We start from the raw sequence: 21,690 nt of genomic DNA, 5'->3' as shown, positions 1-21,690 counted from the left end.
ATAGTAACATCTCATAAAGAAACTGTCAACAAGAATTTTTATACATATTAGATAATATATTTTACAAAACAAGTGACAAAATCACTGGCGTTTTAATATGACATTTTCACTGTCGCTTGACACATCCGGCGGCTGGGTTGGCTTCGAATTTGACAGAATGTTATGTATAAAAGCACTTGCTTTTCTCAACAACACTTTTGAGAGAAGACAAGTGCTTGCAGCGATTCTAGAGGGTTGTTTTGTTTTCCGGCTCATACGGGTACACAGTACCATTGATCTCAAAGGAATAAGTGACCGTCGCTACCTTATTTATCATGTTGGCCGCTGAGCAGTAGACCTGTTCAGCCATTTGTATCGCCTTATTAACCTTTTTAGGAGAAATGTTTTCCCCGGAAAGCCGGTATACCACATGGATATCACTAAATACTTTGGGATGTTCGTCTACTCTATTTCCATTAACTTCGATGTCAAAACGGTCGTACTTTACTCTCATTTTGTTAAGAATATGGCCAACCTCTATGCCTGTGCAGCCGCCAAGAGACATTAACATTAGCTCCATGGGTCTTACACCTTGGTTTTGTCCACCATAAATAGCTGCAGCATCCATCGGAATCCTGTGTCCGTTATCATCCGTGCCGACAAATTTCATATTTCCTTCCCAGGTAATGTTGACTTTTGACATGTATGATCTCTCCTTTTATTTTGCACTGTTTCTCTCTAAGTTTAAGCATCCAGGCTTAAGGCTTGTTCTATACTCTGTTCTTCTAGCTTTGTTGTTATGGCGATGGTCATCATAAACACCCCTGCGACAATCAGGAAGGATGCCAGCCCCAACAACCCTTTGGTATATAACCATTGAGATCCAAAAATGATGGAAATAACGGACAGGATACCAATAGTAGCTCCAGTCAGGGCCACATTTTTACGAAGTCCCGAAAGCTGGCCACCCACCTTAAACTTTCCGGCCTGATCTATAAGGGTCACGATAATCATGGTCAACATGTTGACAGACATCCCCAAAAATACAGGATGAACATTGTAATAGAATTTGACGGGGTCCCAATTACCCAGCGCATACCAGCTTAATCCGGAGATAAAACCCGTAGCCAGAGCAGCGGTCGCAGCTCGTCTGGTAGCAAGCGGCCAGAAGAGCGCCGCAACAACCGGGGCAAAGGTTGCGCCATTACGCAGGGTCCAGGCAAATACGTTCCACCAGGCAGCTTGTTCGCTGCGCAAAAAGCCCAGAATGATCATGACAACCGTCAGAACAACCAATGACCACTTGGTGTAGGTGACTTTTTGCTTATCGGTTAACGATGGGTTGATGGCTCCGGTTACATCACGTCCCAAACTGGTGGAACCAGAGAACTGGCAGGAAGCCCCCCAACCTAGAGCACAGGCCCAAATCCCCAGGAAGAACAATCCGACAAGGGGTGCTGGTAAAACCGTGGCCAGGTATTTGGGAACCATGACCATACCACGTGTGCCACCGGGTACCACAGCTGCCGCTGCCAACCCGAAAAGAACTCCAAAGAATACGAAAAAGATATTAGCGCCAAAAGCCATTAGCATGCCTTTTCGTCCTTCTTCGGGTGTGCGGCAGGACAACGCCATTTGGAAAGCAGCTTGGGCTAATAAGACGTTAATGATAAAGGTTGCAAACCAGGAGATGATCACCTGCAACCCTACATTCGTCGTATTAAACATGCTCGGGTTGGTGACTGCCAGATGCTTTAATCCCTCAATACCAGGATTGATGAAAAAGGCTACCGAACCAATAATGAACATGACAAAGAACATAATCGTGTTAGCGGTTTGGGTCATTACCACCGACCACATGCCGCCTGCTTGCAGGTAAATGAGCAGTAACAGGGCCACAAAAGCAACTGACGTGGTAATGGGGATATTGGTGAATACACTCACCGCTGAAGCGAAGGATAACGCAGTGGCTACAGACCACATGGGGAAAGTAAACGCCGTAATGGCGCCGGCAACCCCCATAGCCAGACGTCCAAAAGTATCGCCAATCAACCCGCTGACCGTTACCATCATGCGCTTGCGAAATGTTCCAATTAACAACAGGGCAATTATCAGAACATGTAGCATTTCGGCGATCCCATACCATCCGGCAGAAATTCCTTTAAGATAAGATAATTCCATAATTGAGATAAAGGACGATCCGGAAAACAAGCCTGTAATACAAACAAACACCATCCATGGCTTAAAATTGCGCCCACCTACCCAGTAGCTCTCACCACTGGTAACTTTTTTCCGCATAACGTTTCCCAACATAATTAAGATGACTGTGTAAGCAATGGCCAACCCGATAATCCACGCACCATATGTGTTCATCATTTTCCTCCTCATTTAATACTAGCTATTCCGATTTGTTTAATAGGAATATAGACAAATAAATAACGTATTCCGTAAGGAAAGTCAACAAAAAGTAAGCCTTCGTGTTGTACTTCTATGATATTGTCATATTGTAACGCTTCAGTGATCATGTCACAATGTGACAGAAGAGATTTACTTTGAATAATAATGAATTGAAGCGTTACATAGTCATTATGAACCTTATTAATAAAATGATTACTGCAAAGGAGGCTGCTGTTTTACTTTATCAAGGGGTAAGTTGGCCTTCGGCCTATCTCCCCCTTAATTAAAGCGGGCAAAAAGGAAATTTAAGAAGTTTAAGAGTTAATAAATTTTACAAAACAAGTGACAAAATCACTGGCGTTTTAATATGACATTTTCACTGACGCTTGACACAAGAATTTTTATACAAAAATTTCATCAGTAGTCCTCATAAAACTTTTCTCAAAAAAGAGATGGTACGTTCATTTTTTGGATTCGTAAAGATTTCTTCAGGTTTTCCTTGCTCGACAATAACTCCTTGGTCCATAAAAATAACCCGATCAGCCACTTCTCTGGCAAAACCCATTTCGTGCGTGACTACAACCATTGTCATCCCTTCAGTAGCTAATTCCTTCATCACACTTAGTACTTCTCCTACTAATTCCGGGTCAAGTGCAGAAGTTGGTTCATCAAACAACATAATTTTAGGATCCATCGCTAACGCCCTCGCTATCGCTACTCGTTGCATCTGCCCTCCAGATAAATTCCGGGGATAAACATCTGCTTTATCTTCTAATCCTACTTTTTTTAATAAAGTAAGCGCTTTTTCTCTTGCTTTATTTTCAGTATATTTTAATATTTTCATAGGGGCTAACATAATATTTTGTAAAACGGTTTTATGTGGAAACAGATTAAACTGTTGAAACACCATCCCTACCTCTGTTCGAAATTGATTAATATCTATTTTAGGGTCAGTCAGTTCATAACCATTAACAACAACTTTCCCACTTGTAATCTCTTCTAATCGATTAAGGCAACGTAAGAAAGTACTTTTCCCAGACCCTGACGGACCAATAATACATACCACTTCACCTTCTTGAACTTCTAGGTCGATTCCTTTTAACACTTCAAGTTTACCATAATATTTATGCAAATTCTCAACTTGTATTATCACTCAACCCCAATCCTTTCTTGTTGAAGATTCTTAAATCATTTGTAATCATTCTAACAAGAACTTTAGAAACATTCTAGTGTTAATTATTATTACTTTTAATGTTAATTTAATTGACATGCTAATCACTTGCGTTTATATTATTTGTATACTTACGATAAAAACCAAAAATGAAGGAGAGATAAAGGATGAAAAAGGGGATCATTTTTTTACTTGTTACCATGTTGTTAATGCTATCTGTTGTTGGATGTGGACTATCTTCTAATTCCACAAGTACAACAAACACGGAAGTCGCAAAAAATGAAAGTGCAAAAGTTTATGTTGGAACAGATACGGCATTTCCCCCATTTGAATATGTAGATACTGCAAGTGGCCAATATACAGGTTTTGATATTGAATTAATAAAGGAAATTGCAAAAATTGAAGGCTTAAACATTGAATTAAAACCAATGGAATTCAAAGCAATTATACCTGGTTTACAATCCAAAACATTAGATGTAGGAATTGCAGGTATGACTATTACCGATGAAAGAAAACAGGTGGTTGATTTTTCCGAACCTTACTTTCAAGCAGGTCTAGTTATTGGTGTTAAACCAGATAATAGTACAATCAAAACAAAAGATGATTTAGTAGGAAAAACAATCGCGGTTAAATTAGGAACATCCAGTGAAAAATTAGCTCGTTCAATAAAAGATGCAAAAGTAAAAACATTTGATAATAGTAATGATTTATATTTAGAAGTACAAAATGGTGGAGCAGATGCCGTTATTGAAGATCTTCCAGTTCTTAAACACTATGCGGTTAAAAACCCTGGGAAATTAAAAGTAATTGACCAACCAATGACCGGAGACTTTTATGGAATTGCCGTTGCTAAAGGAAAAGATGATTTATTAAAGAAAATTAACGATGGATTAAAAAAGGTAAAAGAAAATGGAAAATATGATGAATTATACAAAAAATACTTTGGTAATTAATTTATAGAATGAAGGCGTAGTGATTTTAGAGGATCGAGGAGATACGTATGTTTCAATTTCAAGCTATGATAGACGCCTTTTATGTTCTAACTGTCGGTTTATGGATGACCATTCAAATGACAGTCTATTCTTTAATTTTCGCAAATATAATTGGCTTAATTACGGCCTTTTTAAAGCTATCAAAATTTAAATGGTTAAATTTTCTTGCAAATACTTATATTAATATTATTCGGGGAACGCCATTACTCGTTCAGGTCTTCTTTATCTATTTTGCTATTCCAAACATTACAGGAACAAAAATAGAGGCATGGGCAGCTGGTCTAATCGCATTAAGTCTAAATGCTGGCGCCTATATATCTGAAATTTTCCGTTCAGGAATTCAGGCAGTTCCAAAAGGACAAATGGAAGCTGCACGTTCATTAGGTATGACACATGGTCAAGCGATGAGATACGTGATCTTACCCCAAGCATTCAAAATCGTAATTCCACCATTATTAAACCAATTTATTATTACTTTAAAAGATACATCAATCGTATCTGTCATTGGTTTTGAAGAATTAACTCGAAAAGGACAAATGCAAATCGCTACGACTTATCGAGCATTAGAAATTTGGACAGAGGTAGCAATTTTCTACTTTGTACTGATTTTTGGCTTAACACTTTTAACAAATTGGATTGAGAAAAAAATGAACCAAGATTTGAAATAAGAAATAGGGAGCGATTTTTGCTCCCTTTTTCTATATTGCTGTTACTTTTTTTGAACGTCTGGAAATAAAATCCACTTTTTTCGCTAAATGATATAATTGTTTTGTTGACTTGGTTTTAACGATAATCTTTTGTGTCCCAGATAACTCTTTATAACAATAGATCGTTAATTTGTTAGGTTGGTATTTGACGGATTGAATGGCTTTTGCTGGAAGGTCTATGTAAGCATATTTTGGTTCTAAAAAACCAATAAATAAACTTTTGCTATAAACGACTACATCTAAGTCAGCAAAATACCGATGATAATCGGTCATCAATTCTTTTATTTTTCCATTATATAGAATGAAATCAAATCCATCGTTTTTCAGCTGGATAACATTTGATTTTTCCTTTTTGATCGTTTTTGGTTTTTCAATGAAATAGTAATAACTGATGATTAAGAAAAGAAGAATCAAAAATAAAGTGATAAACCCGATCGCCGTTGTCATTCTTTTCTCTCCTTTCAGGAGTTAGAGCTTACATTATTCCTTCCCTTTCTTTGCTTTTCTCTTTTTAATTTTGGTGAGGATTGAACCATTTGTTCCACCATATCAATGTGTGGTGGGATTTTTTGTTCTTGATTCTTTTTCAAACGGATTCCCCCTTTCCCTTTGTTAAAGTTACCTTACCCGATTGATAACCCTATTATTCGATGAATCATTGACTTCCATTTATTCACAATGAATCTAATGATGATCAAAAAATGAAAAATGAATCCAACTGATGATTGAAATTTTTCGAATAGTTGCATAACATAACTATAAAGATCTAATTTCATCACATGTTATACCAGAGGTCAGAAGCAAGAAAAGGGATTTGATGAACTTGACGAAAAAGCCAATTTCAAATGTTAAATTAATTTGCGGAGGCGAAAAAAATAATGATATACCTCTGCCCTATATGTAATAAGACATTGAATCAAATTGAAGTCGAATGTGAGAAACTTCATTATTGGTTTGCACAATTATATAGGAAACGATTGTGGAGAATTCGTTATCTCAATCGTTATGAATATCACTTTTTATCAGAAGATGGTTTTCAACAATTGCAACAACAAGGTCCTATTATCTTAGATGAGGCAACTCATTTTGAAGAGTTTGATCCCGATACTTATTCAGGAATTACGACTTCAGGAAACCGAGTATCGATATTTGAAAGATAAAAAACCAGCATTGAAGCTGGTTTTGTTATATTTTAAATAAAATGAATATTAAGATAATTTTTTACACATTTTGACTTATTTCATCTCTATAAACTCATCTTTTTTTTCCTTCCAACTTTCTGGTGTAAAATGATCTGGTGCAATCTTTGCTTTAATAACCATAAATATATAGTAAGCAATACCAGTTATAATTAAAGACTGGACTGCAGGCAATCCAAAAGGTTTTATATATTGAGTGTAATAGCCAAAAAGTGTACCAATAATGATCGCTATTGTCGCCATCCAGTTCCATCCGGGATTATCAACCCATTCTTTATTTCTTAGGAAGAAGAAATCCACAAACATAATTCCAGCAATCGCTGGGTAAATTAATGCTGTCATATAGAGGAAATCCATAAAATAATCTAATATACCAGCAATCGCAATAAATATTGCGATTATTGTCCCCAATAAAGTAAGTAATGCCCTACCTTTACCAGAATTCACATTGAATAAGTTTGATAATGCTAAACCCATACTATAATTATTGACTAATTGGCTGGTCCATGTCGCTAACCAAAGAATTAAAAATCCCCAAAATGGAAAACCAAGGTTAACCATGACTTGGACAATATCAGCATTTCCTACACCGACGGACATAATTGCTCCGACATAGAATAAAGGGAATCCTACTAATATAATCCCTAATGGAATTAAAATATTATCTTTAATTTTTGGTTTCGCATATCGAGTATAATCCGATGATATTACCCATTGAGAAACATTAACCCCAATTATTAAACTTATACCACCAAGAAAAGTCATAGAAGGTTTAGGGTTCCAAGTCGAAATGGTTTCCCAACCGATGTTTTTTAATGCTAGATAAATACTAGCAATAACTAATAATAGACCTGCCGGAACAGCTAAATAATCAGTCCATTTCATCGAAGAATAACCAATAATCGAAGGTAAAGCAAAAAGCAATCCGATTATTATTGTTAGGATAGTCCATGCTAAATGTTGAGTCTTATAATCAATTCCAATCATGACAGAAATAGCATTACTTGCAACAGCGGTTTGTAAAGCCCACCATCCCATTGATACAACAAATATTGTTAGTGCAACAATAACTTTTGCTTGTGTAGCTCCAAAGCTCGTTCTAGCAATAACTGATGAAGACCTTCCTGTTTTTGCGCCAATGTATCCCTGAATTGAATTTCCTATCCATTGAAAGATGAATAATGCAGTCAGAAGAATCCAAAATATTTCTGACATGTTAAAGCTAGCTGTTAACATAGCACCAACCATTAAAACTGGTATTGTAAATTCTAGCCCGCCAAAAATTGCTGCAGGTGTTAACCAATGCTGCCTCTCATTTAAAGGTATTGCCGCTAAAGCTTCATCTTTATCAATCGCTTTATTCAGTTTACTATCTTCCATAATTTATCCCTTCCTTCTATCAATGTTTTTAGTTTTAACCCAAACCTTTTATTACTTTAAAGAAATATAAAAATAAGTTTTTAAAAGAGCCTTATCTATGGTTTAGATAAGGCATTGATTAAATCAATTAACGTTTAACTAAAGCCCATACAATTTCACATGGTTGATCTCCATCATTATATGATAGATGTTCTTCATTAGCAGGAATAAACGTTGCATGTCCACCTGAAACACGAAATTCATTACCACCACTTTCAACTAGTATTGAGCCTTTAAGGATAAGAGCGTATTCATCACCATCATGGACTCCATACCCATTCTCAGGGATCCTTGCTCCAGGTGGAATCTGGACAATTCCAAAAGTAACTTTACTTCCTTCAACCATTGTTTCATCAAATAATATTTTCATATTTATATCTTTAAGATTTTGATCTTTTAATTCTTTAATAGATACTACTTTCATTCCTTGGCCTCCCTCTTTCGTCTCTCTTCAGTGAGACCTACTACTTCAAATGTATTTGGGTCTACAATAACACCATATACATCCTTTGCTTGTTCAATAGAAACAAATTCATTTTTAACATCCCATGCTACCTTTTGAGGTGGACGTCTCAAAGGATCTCCATAACCACCTCCTGTCGCAGTAATTAATCGTACAACATCACCTTTATTTAATGGATAACGGGCATATTTTCCAAAAGGACCATCTACTTCTCCATTTGCCTTAATAATTTCAAAACCATTACTTGAACCATCATGCCCTCCATTAACCCCCCATGGAAGAAATTTATGTCTTCCAAATGTACCAGTCACAAATTGATTATCAGTCATTGCTCGGTATGAGCGAATAACTCCAGATCCCCCTCGATATTCACCTGCTCCAGCCCCGTCTGCTCTAAAAGAATATTCATCTACCATAATTCCATAACGTGTTTCAGCTACTTCTATCGGGACATTGTAAGTCTCTCCATCAGCAATACAAAATTGTCCGGCTTCCCCGTCTTTTCCTAACCCTGCTCCCCAACCACCTACAGAAGGTTCAACGAGAAGAAAAGGCTCATTCTTATCATGATGTAAACCTCCTAATACAACTGCACATACTGATAATAAGTGACCCGCTGTAAGCCTATTAGGGAGAACAGGGGCAAGTGCTTTCCAAATTAAATCACTTCCATAAAGCATCGTTTCCCAGTAAGTTGAAACAGCAGCAGGTCTTTCAGCAGAAAAGATTGATCGTTCATCTACTATAATTTTTAAGGGGCGAAAAACTCCATCATTCACATCTTGTGAAGGATTTGTAATCGCTAAGAAAATTGTTCTGACAGCTGAAACAAGGGCAGTATATGAACAGTTAACAGGGCCTAAAACTTGTGGATGACTCCCTCTAAAATCACAGATAAATTCTTCGTCTGTTATCGTAACTTTTACTTGAACTTTAAAAGGTCCATTTCCAACACCATCATCATCAATATAATCTACTGCTTCATAAGTTCCTTTTGGAAGAGTAGCTAATTGTTTACGTGCCATCTGTTCCCCATGGTCAAGTAAGTGATCTATTGATGCTAATACGACATCCTTTCCATATTTATCGCATAATTCAATAAATCGTTTTTCACCAGTTCTTAAAGAAGCAACTTGGGCCCACATATCTCCTAATGAAAGATCAGGAAAGCGAACATTTGCCGCAATTAAATCAACTAAAGCCTGATTTACCTTACCTTCATCAAACAACTTGATACATGGAAATTGTAGCCCTTCTTGAAATATTTCAGTGGAGTCTGTCGTCCAAGATCCTGGGTCTTTACCTCCAACCTCAGTCCAATGAGCTTTATTAGCCGAAAATGCTATTAATTCTCCTTGATAAAAGATTGGCATAACTAGTCCTACATCAGATAAATGTGATCCTCCACCGCCATAAGGATCATTAATGATAATGATATCACCAGGTTTTAAATCTCCAGTCTTGTTATATTTTTCTAGGGTTTCTTTTACCATAAACGATAACATTCCAATAAATCCTGTTACACCATTTCCCTGAGTTAGCAATTCACCTTTAGAATCAGTTAAACCACAGGCATAATCAAGTACCTCATAAATGATAGGACTCATTGATGTTCGGGCTAAAGAGAGAAACATCTCTTCTCCTATCGCTGTTAAAGAATCTTTTACAATATCCAGAGTAAATGGATCAATCTGTGTATTACCATATCTTGACATTCATCACACCCCCGTATAAATAATCAAATTACCATATTTGTCTACCTTTAAAGATTGATTGGGATAGACAACTGTTGAGGCAGATTGTTCTTCTACAATAGCAGGACCATTGATAGAAACACCAGCTAACAATAATTCCCTATCATAAACTTTTGTATCAATCCAACCATGGTCTTCATATAAAACTGGTCGTATTTCCTTTATTGCACTTTCACCATTGTCAACTGAAGATTCAATTTCATACATCTTTGGTTTATTTACTTTCCCAAATGCAGTCAAATGCAGATTAACAATTTCAATTGGCGAACTTTCTAATTTAAATGTATAGTGTTGTTCATGGATTTCATGGAAGCGTCTAATAATTTCTTTTATAGAGTCTAAGTCCCACTCTCCATTGGGAACTGGAATTTTCACTGTATGTTCCTGCCCTAAATACCTCATATCTGCAAAACGGGAAAATACTACTTTCTCTTGTGAAATACCTTCTTTTAGATATTGTGAAATGGCTTTAGACTCCATTCCCTCCCATTCTTGGTTCACTTCTTCTAAATCAATATCATTTAATCCCCTGATATATGTTTTAATATAGTCGTTTCTAAGATCGGTCATGAGCATTCCCCATGCTGAAAATACGGAAGCAGCTACCGGTACAATGACTTTCTTTACACCTAATTCTTTAGCTAAAGCAGGGGCATGCATTGGACCTCCTCCCCCAAAAGCGACTAGTGTAAATTCACGAGGATCATAACCTTTTCTTACTGAAACAAGTTTCAAAGCATTTAACATATTGGAATTCGCTATCCGAATAATTCCTAATGCTGCTTCCTCAACGGAAATATCAAATTTCTTTGCAATTTTTTCTTCTATTCCCTTTCTCACCTTTTGCATATTAACTTCATTATCAAAATTTTTTGCAGATAATCGGCCAACCACTAAATTGGCATCAGTAGTTGTTGGTTCTGTTCCTCCTCGATCATAAGCAATTGGACCAGGAAGTGCACCAGCAGATAAAGGTCCAACCCTTAAAGAACCTGCATCATCAATCCAAGCTATAGAACCTCCGCCATTTCCAATTTCTACAATATCAACCACTGGAACTTTAATAGGATATCCTGCAGTAAAATCTCTCTTTTCTATCTTGTAATCTGTTGTTATCTTTACATCACCATTGTCAATTAATGAACATTTAGCGGTTGTTCCTCCGATATCGAAAGCGATGATATTTTTTTCCCCAATCATCTGTCCTAGTACAGCTGCGCCAAATATTCCAGCAACAGGTCCTGATTCAACCATATTTATAGGGGTTATTTTAGATTGGTTAAAAGTTGTTGTTCCTCCATTCGATTGCATAATATATTTATTTCCACTCATACCTATACTGGTAAGTCTTGTTTCTAGGCGATCAACGTACGTAGAAGCAATAGGTTTCACATAAGAATTCAAAACAGCGGTACTTGTACGCTCATACTCTCTCCATTCTCTCGTAACTTCATGTGATGCTGTCACAGATACCTCTGGCCATAATTCTTTAATTATTTTCACCGTTTGTTGTTCATGTATTGGATTTGCATAAGAATGCAAATATGCAACTGCAATTGCTTCAACATTTTCCTTTTTAAAATATTCAATAATTTGCTCAATTTCGCTTACATTAATCGGTTTAATAATCTCCCCTTTATAATTTAACCTTTCAGTAACTTCTTTTCTTAAGTATCTTGGGACAAATGGAGCTGGTTTCTGATATCGGACATTATAAAGGTCTGGACGGTTCCCACGGGCAATTTCTAAAACATCTCTAAAACCTTTAGTGGTAATTAATGCTGTCTTTGCCCCTTTCCGTTCAGTTAACGCATTTATGATGACTGTAGTACCATGAATAAATGTTTCTATATCTCTCGGATCCAAATTACTTTTCTCAATGACATCAATTACACCTTGTTCAAAATTTGGAGGGGTAGTATGACTTTTAGCAATGCCGATTCTCCCATCATCATCAACATATACTAAGTCCGTAAAGGTACCTCCTATATCTGTAGCTACTCTCATAAAAACCACCTTTCTCTGATTCATAATGATTCAAAAAATAACTGGAGTAATAACGCAAAGAACTACTACTTCTTCTTGTAAAGGATTAATCCAATAGTGTGGTAGACTTGATGGATAATGAATAGAGTCCCCGGCCTTCACAAGATACTCTTTCCCGTCAATATTGAAGATAACTGCTCCATTTAATACATAATAAAACTCTTCTCCGGGGTGACTAAAAATATTTGGTTCAGATTTACCTGGTTTTAACTTGACTAAAAGCGGCTCAAGCGTTCTCCCGTTAAATTCACCTCCTAAACGGATATATTCAGCAATTGAACCTTCAATTTTAAAAGGTTTATGTTCTTCAGCTTTAACAATAAAATTAAGATTTTTTGTATCATTAAAAAATTCAGAAATAGGAGTATTTAATGCATCTGCAATCTTTTTTAAAGATGTAATAGCCAAAGATGAATTACCTCGTTCAACTTGTGATAAAAAGCTTATAGAAAGTCCTGTTTTTTCACTCAAATCTTTTAAAGTCAAATTTTGCTGAATACGTATGCTACGAATTTTCTCAAATATTTCGTCCATTTTAATAGCCCCCGATAGGTTTTTCATTTATTTACACTTTATTTAGACTATTTTAAGTATTATAAAAATATTTCGATATAACTAAAAAAAATCCTCCTGTACTGTAATAAAATTTTATAAAATTTTTTAATATTTTTAATTTCGGTGTTTATTTGCAATAAAAAAAGGATAGTGTTTTCACTATCCCAATATAGATAACCCATAATTTACTCCAAATATGTTTCATTAATTATAAAAGAGAGGCATCTTTCAATATTGCAATCAATTCTTGCTTTTTCTCCTCACTTAAAGGACGAGCAGGTGGGAGAACATGGGTGGAAATATCAAGCCCTCTAAGTTTTGTTGCCTCTTTAACTACATTTACAAATGGAGAATCTAACTTATACATAAGAGGCAAGAATGCTAATCTTTTGTGTAACTCAATCGCTTTTTCATAATTCTTATTTTGAAAAGCTTGATAGATTCCTACCGTTAATTCAGGTGCAAAGTTTCCACTGGCTGAGATCGCACCATCTCCACCAAGGGAAAGCGTATTTAAAAGGTGATCATCAAAACCTGCTAAAACAGAGAAATGAGGATGTTTGCTTTTTACTTTCAGAATCATTTCTCGAATATGCCCTGCCATATCAACCGTTTCTTTGATACCAACAATATTCGGGTATTTATCTACTAACTTTAACACGATTTCCGGTGTTAAATCTTGGCCTGTCAGATTTGGGAAGTTATAGAGTAAAATCGGTAGTTCCGTGTTTTCGGCAATTTCGCCATAATGAGCCAATAAATTTTCTTCCGTTAATGGCCAATAATATGGATTAATAATCACAACACCGTCTGCTCCGATTTCTTTAGCATGTTGGTTGAGAGCAATAATTTCGCGAGTGTTGGTTCCACCTGTTCCGATTAAAACGGGTACTCTACCTTTTACATATTCTGTTGCAAATGCAGCAACTTCTTTTCGCTCTTCAAAAGACATCTGACTAAACTCGCCACCACTACCTAAGAAAAATAATCCATGTACTCCCGAATCAATGAGAAAATCAATTAATTTCTCCATTCCTTGGCGGTCCAATTTTAGGTTTTCGTTAAAGATGGTTGATACTGGTGGGATTATACCTTTAAAAAGAACATTTTGAACCATTATAATGCCCCCCTATTTTTTTAAAATCTCTTTTTAAGCAAACCACCCAAGCGGAACGGTTACTAGTTCGGGAAATAAAACTAAAAGGAATAAGATAATTATTTCAACAATTAAAAATGGTAGTACACCCTTAGAAATTTCAACCAGACTTATTTTACTAATTCCACACCCTACATATAGTACAGTACCAACAGGCGGTGTAATTAACCCTATCGATAAGTTAATAACCATCAATAATCCAAAATAAACGGGATCAATTCCCACTTGAGTAATCACAGGCAATAAAACAGGTGTGAAGATTAAAATTGCTGGAGTTAAGTCCATAACCATACCTACTAATAATAAGAAAATCATAATAATGATCATTAAAATGGTTGGATTGGTTGTAAACCCTTGCAAGAATCCTGCTAATTCTACAGGCACTTGGGCAACAGTGATGACATATCCAGAAACGATCGCAGTAGCAGCTAAGAACATAACAATTCCAGTTGTTTTGGTTGCTTCAATAAATACTTTTGGTAAATCTCTTAGTTTCATTTCTCTATAGCCAAAACTAACAATTAATGCATATACTGCAGAAACTACTCCTGCTTCGGTAGGTGTAAAAATACCTCCACGTAATCCAACGATAATGATTAGTGGGAGCAATAATGCCCAAAATGCTCTTTTAAACGCTTTCCATCTTTCTGCTTTTGTTGCTTTTGGCATAGTTTGAGCGTTATCTTTCTTAGCTACAAAATACCATACCGTAACTAATCCAGTTGCTAACAAAATTCCTGGTACAATACCTGACATAAATAACTTAGTAATTGAAACTCCACCAATAACCCCAAAAAGGATCATTGGAATACTTGGAGGAATTATGGTTCCTAGTATACCTGTTGAAGCCACTAGACCGGTTGAACGATTAACATTATAACCTTTTGATACCATCATTGGGATTAATATGGCACCTAAAGCCGCAGTATCCGCTACAGCGGATCCAGACAATCCAGCAAATATAACACCTGAGATAATCATTACATAACCTAAACCGCCACGAATATGACCGACTAACGAACTGGCAAAATCAACGATCCTTCGAGAGATTCCGCCAACATTCATGATTTCCCCTGTCAATACAAAAAATGGAATAGCCATTAGCGCAAAACTATTCGCACCATTAATCAAATTCTCAGCAATAATCTGAGTGTCAAAAATACCCAATGCTAACATCATTGCTATGGCGCTAAGTAACATTGAGATAGCTACAGGAACACCAATTAGTAAGAAGAAAAATAGACTTCCTAAAAATAACCATATCATATTATTTCCCCTCCTTTAACTTCACTGTTGAATCCATTTTTGTTTTTACCCAAGGAGGAGGATCTTGATTAAAGAAAACAAAGCGAACGGTCTGAACGATGCTTATAGCAATCATAACTACCGCTGCAAATAAACCTGCCCAATAGAGGATATTTATTGGAATTCCTGTTGCAGGTCCTTTAACTAATTTATTTAATTCCATCATTTTTAGTAGTCCATCTATAAATAGTCCTAAAACAATTACGATTAAAAGATTTGATATAAAATATAATATTTTTTGTACAAATAAAGGTACTCTCCCTGTTAATAGGTCTACTCCTAAATGGCTTTTATCTTTTAATGCTACCACTGCACCTAAAAATACAACCCACACAAACGCGAATCGGGCTATCTCTTCCGACCAGGTGAGCCCAGAATCAAATCCGTATCGGAGAACAACATTTAAAAAAACGAGAATAACCATAATACTAAGAACCAATACAATAATCGCATTTAAAATGCCATTTAAAAATTTTAATAGTTTCTCCATCTCGCCTCACCTCTTAATGGATTGATATTGCCATGGGATTTATTCCCATGGCAATAGTTTGTTACTTAGAATTACGAACTTTTTCTACAAACGCTTTTGCCCAATCATATTGTTTATATAGATCTTGATATACGGGGTCCATTGCTTTAACCATCTGCTCTTTAAATTGAGCGTCAGGAACAATGATTTCAAGACCTTTTTCTTTTAAGAACTTTTTAACATCTTCTTCTGATTTTAATAAAAGTTCCCATTCGTAATTTGCAGATTCTTGAGCAGCCTCTTTAATAATTTGTTGTGTTTCTTTATCAAAACTATCAAATAACTTCTTATTCATTAAATAAACGTTTGGACTAAACATGTGATTTGATTCTAATACGTATTTCTGAACTTCATAGAAACCAGATGCTTTTAATGTTGCATATGGGTTTTCTTGACCATCAATAACTTTTTGTTCTAATGCAGTAAATACTTCAGATAATGGAAGCGGCTGTACATTTGCCCCTAATGCTTTACCTGTATTAACGAAAATTGGAATGTTTGGCATTCTTAAGCGGAAACCTTTGAAATCATCCATTGATTTAATAGGACGATTAGCAGAAATGACTCTGAAACCGTTTACTGTCCATGCTAAGGGTTCTACACCTAATTTACGAAATTCTGCTTTAATTTCATCGCCAACTTCACCGTTTAATGCTTTTCGTGCATGGTCATAACTCTCAAATAAGAATGGCCACTCTACTGCACCAATCTTTGGATCAGCAGTTTGTAATCCCATTCCCGTTATGGCCATTTCAATTGTTCCATTACGAACACCATTAGTAAATTGTGCCTCATCACCAAGTTGGTTACTTGGGTATATTTCAACAACAACTTTTCCATTTGTCTTTTCTTCAACAATCTTTTTAAATTTTTCTCTTAATGCGACATTTTGAGGATGATCTTCTGCAAAATAGTTTGCGATCTTAATTTTTGTTACACCATCTTTAGAACCAGCTTGCTTACCATTTGTACCTTGACTGCAAGCAACAGATGTTAACATTAACACAGCAATTAATCCGAATAAAAATAACTTCTTAATCTTCATCTTTATTTACCCCCCAATTGATGTATAATAAATTAGGTTGCTTTTTATTTGAACATTACTTTGAAGAAATCTTGTTAGCATCCCTCCTTTCAAGTTTGATTTCTTCAAGTAATGTTTTTTTTATTTTTCTCTCGCTTTTCTTACCGCTAAAACAAATTTTGAAGCGTTTGACTCTAATTCTTTCAAGTAAGTTTCATCTATCATTTTCTTGGTGTTTACTAAAGAACTTCCAATACCAACGGCTACTCCACCTGCTTTAATGTAATCTGCTACGTTGGTTAAATCTAATCCACCAGTTGGCATTAAAGGAATATGTGGTAATGGACCATGGATATCTTTTAAATACTTTGGTCCAAATACGTTTGCTGGAAATACTTTGATGATGTCCGCTCCATGTTCGTAAGCGGTAATTATCTCAGTCGGAGTTAATGCACCTGGTATACTAATGACTCCATAGCGTTTTGCCATTTGAATTGTTTCCACATTGACTGTTGGTGAAAAAATAAATTTAGCCCCCGACATGATTGCTGCTCTTGCTGTTACAGGATCAAGAACAGTTCCTGCACCAACGATTAGATCATCTCCAAATTCATCTGAAACTTTTTCAATTAATGTTAATACTTTTGGGGTTTCTACAGTTATCTCTAGAGTTTTTATTCCTCCATCTTTTAAAGCCTTAGCTATTGGAAGAATATTTTCGGGTTTTGCGCCACGAATAATTGCAACTACCCCATTTTCCATAATTTCTTGTAGTAGCTTCATCTTATTTCACCCCTATCTACTTACATCGTTACTTTTTTCATTGAAAAATGTGAATAACTCGTCTCTATCAGGTAAACCCTCAACGTCCCCATTCACTGTCACTGCAAAAGCTCCTAATACATTCCCTCTTTTCACTGCTTCATATAGGCTTAGTCCATCTAGTAAACCAGAAATAAATCCTGCAGCAAAACCATCTCCTGCGCCAACGGGGTCAACTACTTTTGCAACAGGAAAACCAGGAACAAATTTATGATCATCATTTGTAAAGTAATAAGCTCCATCTGCACCTGTTTTAATCACAACAATAGCAGAACCATGTTCAATAAATAACTTCCCTAGCTTTTCTACGTCTTTTTCGCCAAACATAAACTCGCCTTCATCAAGACCAGGAAGGACAATATCTGCTTGAGAAGCGATTTTTAGAAAAGTTTCTCTCGCTTTTCCTTCGTCCCATAGTTTTCTTCTTAAATTCGGATCAAACACCACCTTCACGGAATGTTTTTTGGCCATTTCTATTGCTGAAAAAATCATTTCGTAGCAACTATCACTCAATGCAGGTGTAATACCTGTGATATGGAGGAATTTAGCACTTGCGATGTATTCCTCATTCAAATCATCCGGGCTTAGCTTACTTGCCGCCGAATTTTTCCGATAATAATAAACTCTAAGATCATTAGCTCTTCTGAATTCTTTGAAATAAAGCCCTGTAGGAGCAGAATCATCAACCTTTACTTGGCTCACATCAACTCCTTCTCCTCTAATAAAGGAAACCATTGCTTTACCAAATTCATCTTTACCTACTCGGCTAATCCAACCAACTTGATGGCCTAATCTAGCTAATCCGATAGCGAAATTGGATTCAGCTCCAGCAAACTTCCGCATAAATTCATTTGCATATCTCATTGGTCCACTAGAATCTGGGGTCATAAGAACCATTGTTTCTCCAACTGTTACTACGTCCATAGTAAGTCACCCTAATTAAAATTAGTTTTGAATTAAATAATTGTAGATAGATTCAGGGATAGGTATTCCGTTTTTCAATCTTTCTTCTTCATTTCGTTGTTCTGGTTCACCAGGCACCATTACTCGAGTAAATCCTTCTGCCGGTTGGGATGCATGAATTTCATTAATCATTTGATCCATATTGCTTAAGAATGATTCTAAGTTCGTAAATACTGCAGGATTAATGGCAGCGACAAAGTGTCCTAGCTTACGCATTTTGTTATAATCTCCGTACATTGGGGTAATGTGTGGGCCAAAAGCTGCCCCTACAAGAATGCCAGAAAAGATATCTACAACCATTGCTAATCCATATCCTTTAGGTCCAGCAAATGGTAATAGTGCACTTACTTTTTCTGGATCCGTTGTTGGCTTACCGTTTTCATCTACTCCCCAGTCTGCTGGAATGGATTGCCCAACTTCTCTTGCATGTAAAATCTTTCCAAAAGCTACATTGCTGGTTGCCATATCTAAAATAACAGGTTTGTTCTCTTTAGCTGGGAAACCAAAGGCAATTGGATTTGTTCCAAAAAAGGGTTTTGCTCCACCAAAAGGAACAACCACTTTGTCCGTATGTGTCATTGCAATTCCTATCATATTTTCTTGAGCTGCCTGTTGAACAAAATAAGACAATGCACCGCAGTGGCTACTATTGATAACCCCTACCATGCCAACTCCATTTTTCTTTGCCATGTTGATTGCATATTCCATTGCTTCTTTAGCTACGACATGACCCATTCCGTCATCTCCATCAAATATTGCTGTTGAAGGTCCTGTTTCTTTCACAGTAAATTTTGGATTTGGATTAATCCCCCCCTCATTGATTCTTTTTACATAATGTTCTGTTCTTAAGACACCGTGTGAATTTACTCCACGCAGATTTGCGTGAACAAGGACATCAGCTACAATACCTGCGTGTTCATTAGGAATACCAGCATTACTTAATTTCTTTACAACAAGGTTCTTCAATTCTTCATGGGAAACAATTACATCTGCCATTTTTCATACTTCCTTTCATTTTTTTGTATATTTAAATGTAAAAATTAAACTTATTCTAAGTTTGCATGACGTTGACGCATTTCTTCATTGATATCAGTGCTTTGATTTTTATTTTGAATTTTATAGATAATCAACGCATCTAAGAGAAGATGGACAGCCTGATCAAACTGATTACCAAGTGGTTGAATCGTATCTGGTTCTTCAGGTTTGCGATATTTTGTTGCAGCAGGTACCTTCAAAATATAATCACTAATTCTAGCAATCTTTGAATCTTGATTTGTCGTAACAAGTCCAACCTTTCCACCGATCTTTTTTAGTTTTTGAACAAATTGATAGATGGTATCCGTTTCTCCAGACCCGGAAATTGCAACTAATAAGTCTTCTTTCTCAATACTTGGTGTAATTGTCTCACCAACCACATAGACTTGATAACCACTATGCATAAGCCTCATTGCAAATGCCTTTGCCATCAATCCTGAGCGTCCTTCACCATAAATGAAAATGCGTTTAGCTTGATCAATTTGCGATATAAAAGTCATCGCTTCTTCTTCATTTATTTTTGATAGGACATTTTTCATTTCGCCTATAATGGTTTCAAGGATTTCCTTTATCATTTATTGAATCAACTCCTTAATTTTTGAAGCGATTTCATTTGGACGCTCTGCCTTAGTGATTGCGCTTCCAACAATCAAAATATTAGGGCGATTATTCTTTATAATCATGGGTATGTTTTTAAGATCTAAACCACCTGCTACTGCGATCTCTATACCTGATAAACCTTCAACTAATTGAAATCTATCTTTTTCAAAAGAGATAGTTTCTTGCATATCCTTTCCTATATGTAAGGAAACTAAATCGACTCCTAAAGCTTTTAACTCTTGTATTCTCTTTTTGTCTTTCACCCCCAATAGATCGATCATGATTCTTTTATTAAACCTTTTCGCAATATCCAATGCATCTTGAATGGTTTTATCTGAAGAGAATGCCATTATTGTCGTAATATCTGCACCTGCTTCAAATGCTTGCATGGCTTCATATTTCCCCGCATCACACGTTTTCATATCAGCCACAATTGTTTTTTGGGGATAGGCTTCTCTCATCTTGCGTACAATCGACATACCGTGTTCTTTAATGACTCCTGTACCAACTTCTATCCAATCTATGTAGTCGCTTGTTTGCCGAACGATATCAAAACATTGCTCTTTTGTTAGCCTGTCTAAAGCCAGCTGAATCTTCATCTTTCAACAACTTCCTTTTCCCCCAAAAATGCTAAAACATCTTCATAATAAGGAAGACCTTCATTATCACCAGATACACTTACAACCATTGCACCAATTGCATTTGCAAAACGAAGGGAGCGGTTTAAATCCCATCCATTTAAAACTCCATAGATAAAACCTGCATCAAATCCATCTCCTGCACCGACAGTATCAACAACTTTACGCGGTTTAATGGCTTCGGCTTCAATATATTCATCAAGATAAGAACCTATAGATCCTTTTTCACCCCGTTTAATTACAACGTACTTTGCGCCAAATGATTTAAATTTCTCTATTACTTTCTTTTGCTCTGCTTCTCCCAATAAGATTTCAGCTTCTTCTTCTCCGGTTAAGACAATGTCGACATAGGGAAGAAATTGAAGTAATGATTCCCTTGCTTTTTCTTTACTCCAAAGTTTTAATCGGATATTAGGATCAAAAGAGATAAGTAAACCATTTTGTTTTGCTAAAGTAATCGCTTTCATAATAACTTGAAAATTTTGTCCTCCGATTGCCGGAAAAACTCCAGTTACATGTAAAAGTTTAGCTTGCTTAAAATAGTTTTCATCTAATTGCTCTGGAGTAAGTGTAAAGGTTGGAGAATCGTTACGATAATAAAATGTCTGTCCACTGCCATCTTCCATGATTTCTTTAAAATTTAAAGATGTTGGGTAACCATCTACTAATTTTACTTGGGAAACATCTATCCCCTCCCCACGGACATAATTGTAAATATAACGGCCAAATTCATCATTGCCTAAACGACTAATCCAACCCGTTTTAAGTCCCAACCTTGCACAACCAATGGCAAAATTTAATTCGGCTCCACCTATTTTTTTTGTAAATTTTTCAACAAATCTCATTGGTCCAGTAGTTACTGGATTAAATGTAATCATTCCATCGCCGATTGTAATCACATCCATATTCTTTTTCCCCACTTTCTTTTCTATTTAC

At 36.1% G+C, this 21,690-nt stretch carries 23 protein-coding genes; 3 read left to right on the top strand and 20 right to left on the bottom strand.

Going from position 1 to position 21,690, the window contains the following annotated elements; genetic code table 11:
- Positions 1-226: 226 nt before the first annotated feature.
- From ACMW72_RS08725 to ACMW72_RS08715, 3 genes are all read right to left on the bottom strand, one after another.
- Entirely contained in the window at positions 227-682 is a 456-nt protein-coding gene (locus ACMW72_RS08725) for an OsmC family protein (protein WP_418368444.1), read from the bottom strand.
- Between the two features lie 41 nt (positions 683-723).
- Positions 724-2,352, bottom strand: coding sequence for a sodium:solute symporter family protein (locus ACMW72_RS08720; RefSeq protein WP_418368443.1), 1,629 nt, complete (start codon positions 2,350-2,352; stop codon positions 724-726).
- Positions 2,353-2,803: 451 nt separating this feature from the next.
- On the bottom strand, positions 2,804-3,529 hold the full coding sequence (locus tag ACMW72_RS08715; protein ID WP_418368442.1) for an amino acid ABC transporter ATP-binding protein: 726 nt from the start codon (positions 3,527-3,529) through the stop codon (positions 2,804-2,806).
- A gap of 185 nt (positions 3,530-3,714) precedes the next feature.
- Here ACMW72_RS08715 and ACMW72_RS08710 point away from each other — a divergent pair, with 185 nt between their 5' ends.
- Both ACMW72_RS08710 and ACMW72_RS08705 read left to right on the top strand, forming a co-directional pair.
- Positions 3,715-4,500 carry a basic amino acid ABC transporter substrate-binding protein gene (locus ACMW72_RS08710; RefSeq protein ID WP_418368441.1) on the top strand — a complete coding sequence of 262 codons (786 nt, stop codon included), beginning with the start codon at positions 3,715-3,717 and terminating at the stop codon, positions 4,498-4,500.
- A 47-nt stretch (positions 4,501-4,547) separates the two neighbouring features.
- Positions 4,548-5,207, top strand: coding sequence for an amino acid ABC transporter permease (locus tag ACMW72_RS08705; RefSeq protein ID WP_418368440.1), 660 nt, complete (start codon positions 4,548-4,550; stop codon positions 5,205-5,207).
- 30 nt (positions 5,208-5,237) lie between these two features.
- Here the strand turns inward: ACMW72_RS08705 and ACMW72_RS08700 are convergent, their stop codons facing one another.
- Together ACMW72_RS08700 and ACMW72_RS08695 are read right to left on the bottom strand one after the other, a co-directional pair.
- Positions 5,238-5,693 carry a hypothetical protein gene (locus ACMW72_RS08700; RefSeq protein ID WP_418368439.1) on the bottom strand — a complete coding sequence of 152 codons (456 nt, stop codon included), beginning with the start codon at positions 5,691-5,693 and terminating at the stop codon, positions 5,238-5,240.
- A gap of 14 nt (positions 5,694-5,707) precedes the next feature.
- On the bottom strand, positions 5,708-5,836 hold the full coding sequence (locus ACMW72_RS08695) for a hypothetical protein (RefSeq protein WP_418368438.1): 129 nt from the start codon (positions 5,834-5,836) through the stop codon (positions 5,708-5,710).
- Between the two features lie 288 nt (positions 5,837-6,124).
- On the opposite strand from ACMW72_RS08695, the gene ACMW72_RS08690 reads away from it, so the two are divergent.
- Complete coding sequence (locus ACMW72_RS08690) at positions 6,125-6,406, top strand: hypothetical protein (protein WP_418368437.1); 282 nt, start codon at positions 6,125-6,127, stop codon at positions 6,404-6,406.
- A gap of 75 nt (positions 6,407-6,481) precedes the next feature.
- Here the strand turns inward: ACMW72_RS08690 and ACMW72_RS08685 are convergent, their stop codons facing one another.
- From ACMW72_RS08685 to ACMW72_RS08615, 15 genes are all read right to left on the bottom strand, one after another.
- A complete protein-coding gene (locus ACMW72_RS08685) occupies positions 6,482-7,825 on the bottom strand; it encodes a cytosine permease (protein ID WP_418368436.1) in 1,344 nt (447 codons plus the stop codon).
- Between the two features lie 127 nt (positions 7,826-7,952).
- Positions 7,953-8,288 carry a cupin domain-containing protein gene (locus ACMW72_RS08680; RefSeq protein WP_418368435.1) on the bottom strand — a complete coding sequence of 112 codons (336 nt, stop codon included), beginning with the start codon at positions 8,286-8,288 and terminating at the stop codon, positions 7,953-7,955.
- Positions 8,285-10,042 carry a hydantoinase B/oxoprolinase family protein gene (locus ACMW72_RS08675; RefSeq protein WP_418368434.1) on the bottom strand — a complete coding sequence of 586 codons (1,758 nt, stop codon included), beginning with the start codon at positions 10,040-10,042 and terminating at the stop codon, positions 8,285-8,287. Before ACMW72_RS08675 ends, ACMW72_RS08680 begins: the two co-directional genes overlap by 4 nt.
- A gap of 3 nt (positions 10,043-10,045) precedes the next feature.
- The gene (locus ACMW72_RS08670; RefSeq protein ID WP_418368433.1) at positions 10,046-12,088 is read right to left on the bottom strand and encodes a hydantoinase/oxoprolinase family protein; all 2,043 of its coding nucleotides are present in this window, start codon (positions 12,086-12,088) and stop codon (positions 10,046-10,048) included.
- A 30-nt stretch (positions 12,089-12,118) separates the two neighbouring features.
- On the bottom strand, positions 12,119-12,661 hold the full coding sequence (locus ACMW72_RS08665) for a helix-turn-helix domain-containing protein (RefSeq protein ID WP_418368432.1): 543 nt from the start codon (positions 12,659-12,661) through the stop codon (positions 12,119-12,121).
- A gap of 229 nt (positions 12,662-12,890) precedes the next feature.
- The gene (locus tag ACMW72_RS08660; protein ID WP_418368431.1) at positions 12,891-13,799 is read right to left on the bottom strand and encodes a dihydrodipicolinate synthase family protein; all 909 of its coding nucleotides are present in this window, start codon (positions 13,797-13,799) and stop codon (positions 12,891-12,893) included.
- A gap of 33 nt (positions 13,800-13,832) precedes the next feature.
- Complete coding sequence (locus ACMW72_RS08655; protein WP_418368430.1) at positions 13,833-15,104, bottom strand: TRAP transporter large permease; 1,272 nt, start codon at positions 15,102-15,104, stop codon at positions 13,833-13,835.
- A 1-nt stretch (position 15,105) separates the two neighbouring features.
- On the bottom strand, positions 15,106-15,633 hold the full coding sequence (locus ACMW72_RS08650) for a TRAP transporter small permease (protein ID WP_418368429.1): 528 nt from the start codon (positions 15,631-15,633) through the stop codon (positions 15,106-15,108).
- Between the two features lie 61 nt (positions 15,634-15,694).
- Positions 15,695-16,717, bottom strand: coding sequence for a TRAP transporter substrate-binding protein (locus ACMW72_RS08645; protein ID WP_418368428.1), 1,023 nt, complete (start codon positions 16,715-16,717; stop codon positions 15,695-15,697).
- Between the two features lie 120 nt (positions 16,718-16,837).
- Positions 16,838-17,479, bottom strand: coding sequence for a bifunctional 4-hydroxy-2-oxoglutarate aldolase/2-dehydro-3-deoxy-phosphogluconate aldolase (locus ACMW72_RS08640; RefSeq protein WP_418368427.1), 642 nt, complete (start codon positions 17,477-17,479; stop codon positions 16,838-16,840).
- 12 nt (positions 17,480-17,491) lie between these two features.
- Positions 17,492-18,442, bottom strand: a complete 951-nt coding sequence (locus tag ACMW72_RS08635) for a sugar kinase (RefSeq protein ID WP_418368426.1) — start codon at positions 18,440-18,442, stop codon at positions 17,492-17,494.
- 21 nt (positions 18,443-18,463) lie between these two features.
- The gene (gene allD / locus ACMW72_RS08630) at positions 18,464-19,477 is read right to left on the bottom strand and encodes an ureidoglycolate dehydrogenase (protein WP_418368425.1); all 1,014 of its coding nucleotides are present in this window, start codon (positions 19,475-19,477) and stop codon (positions 18,464-18,466) included.
- Positions 19,478-19,527: 50 nt separating this feature from the next.
- The gene (gene hxlB / locus ACMW72_RS08625) at positions 19,528-20,091 is read right to left on the bottom strand and encodes a 6-phospho-3-hexuloisomerase (protein ID WP_418368424.1); all 564 of its coding nucleotides are present in this window, start codon (positions 20,089-20,091) and stop codon (positions 19,528-19,530) included.
- Positions 20,092-20,715 (bottom strand): 3-hexulose-6-phosphate synthase, encoded by a 624-nt coding sequence (gene hxlA, locus ACMW72_RS08620; RefSeq protein ID WP_418368423.1) that lies wholly within the window; start codon positions 20,713-20,715, stop codon positions 20,092-20,094.
- Positions 20,712-21,659 (bottom strand): sugar kinase, encoded by a 948-nt coding sequence (locus tag ACMW72_RS08615; RefSeq protein ID WP_418368422.1) that lies wholly within the window; start codon positions 21,657-21,659, stop codon positions 20,712-20,714. The genes hxlA and ACMW72_RS08615 overlap by 4 nt, the downstream gene beginning before the upstream one ends.
- Between the last annotated feature and the right edge of the window lie 31 nt (positions 21,660-21,690).

Source organism: Tepidibacillus sp. LV47, from assembly GCF_048381575.1.
Lineage (GTDB): Bacteria > Bacillota > Bacilli > Tepidibacillales > Tepidibacillaceae > Tepidibacillus.
Note: the sequence above shows the minus strand (reverse complement) of the source record. Positions and strands in the feature narration are given on the sequence as shown.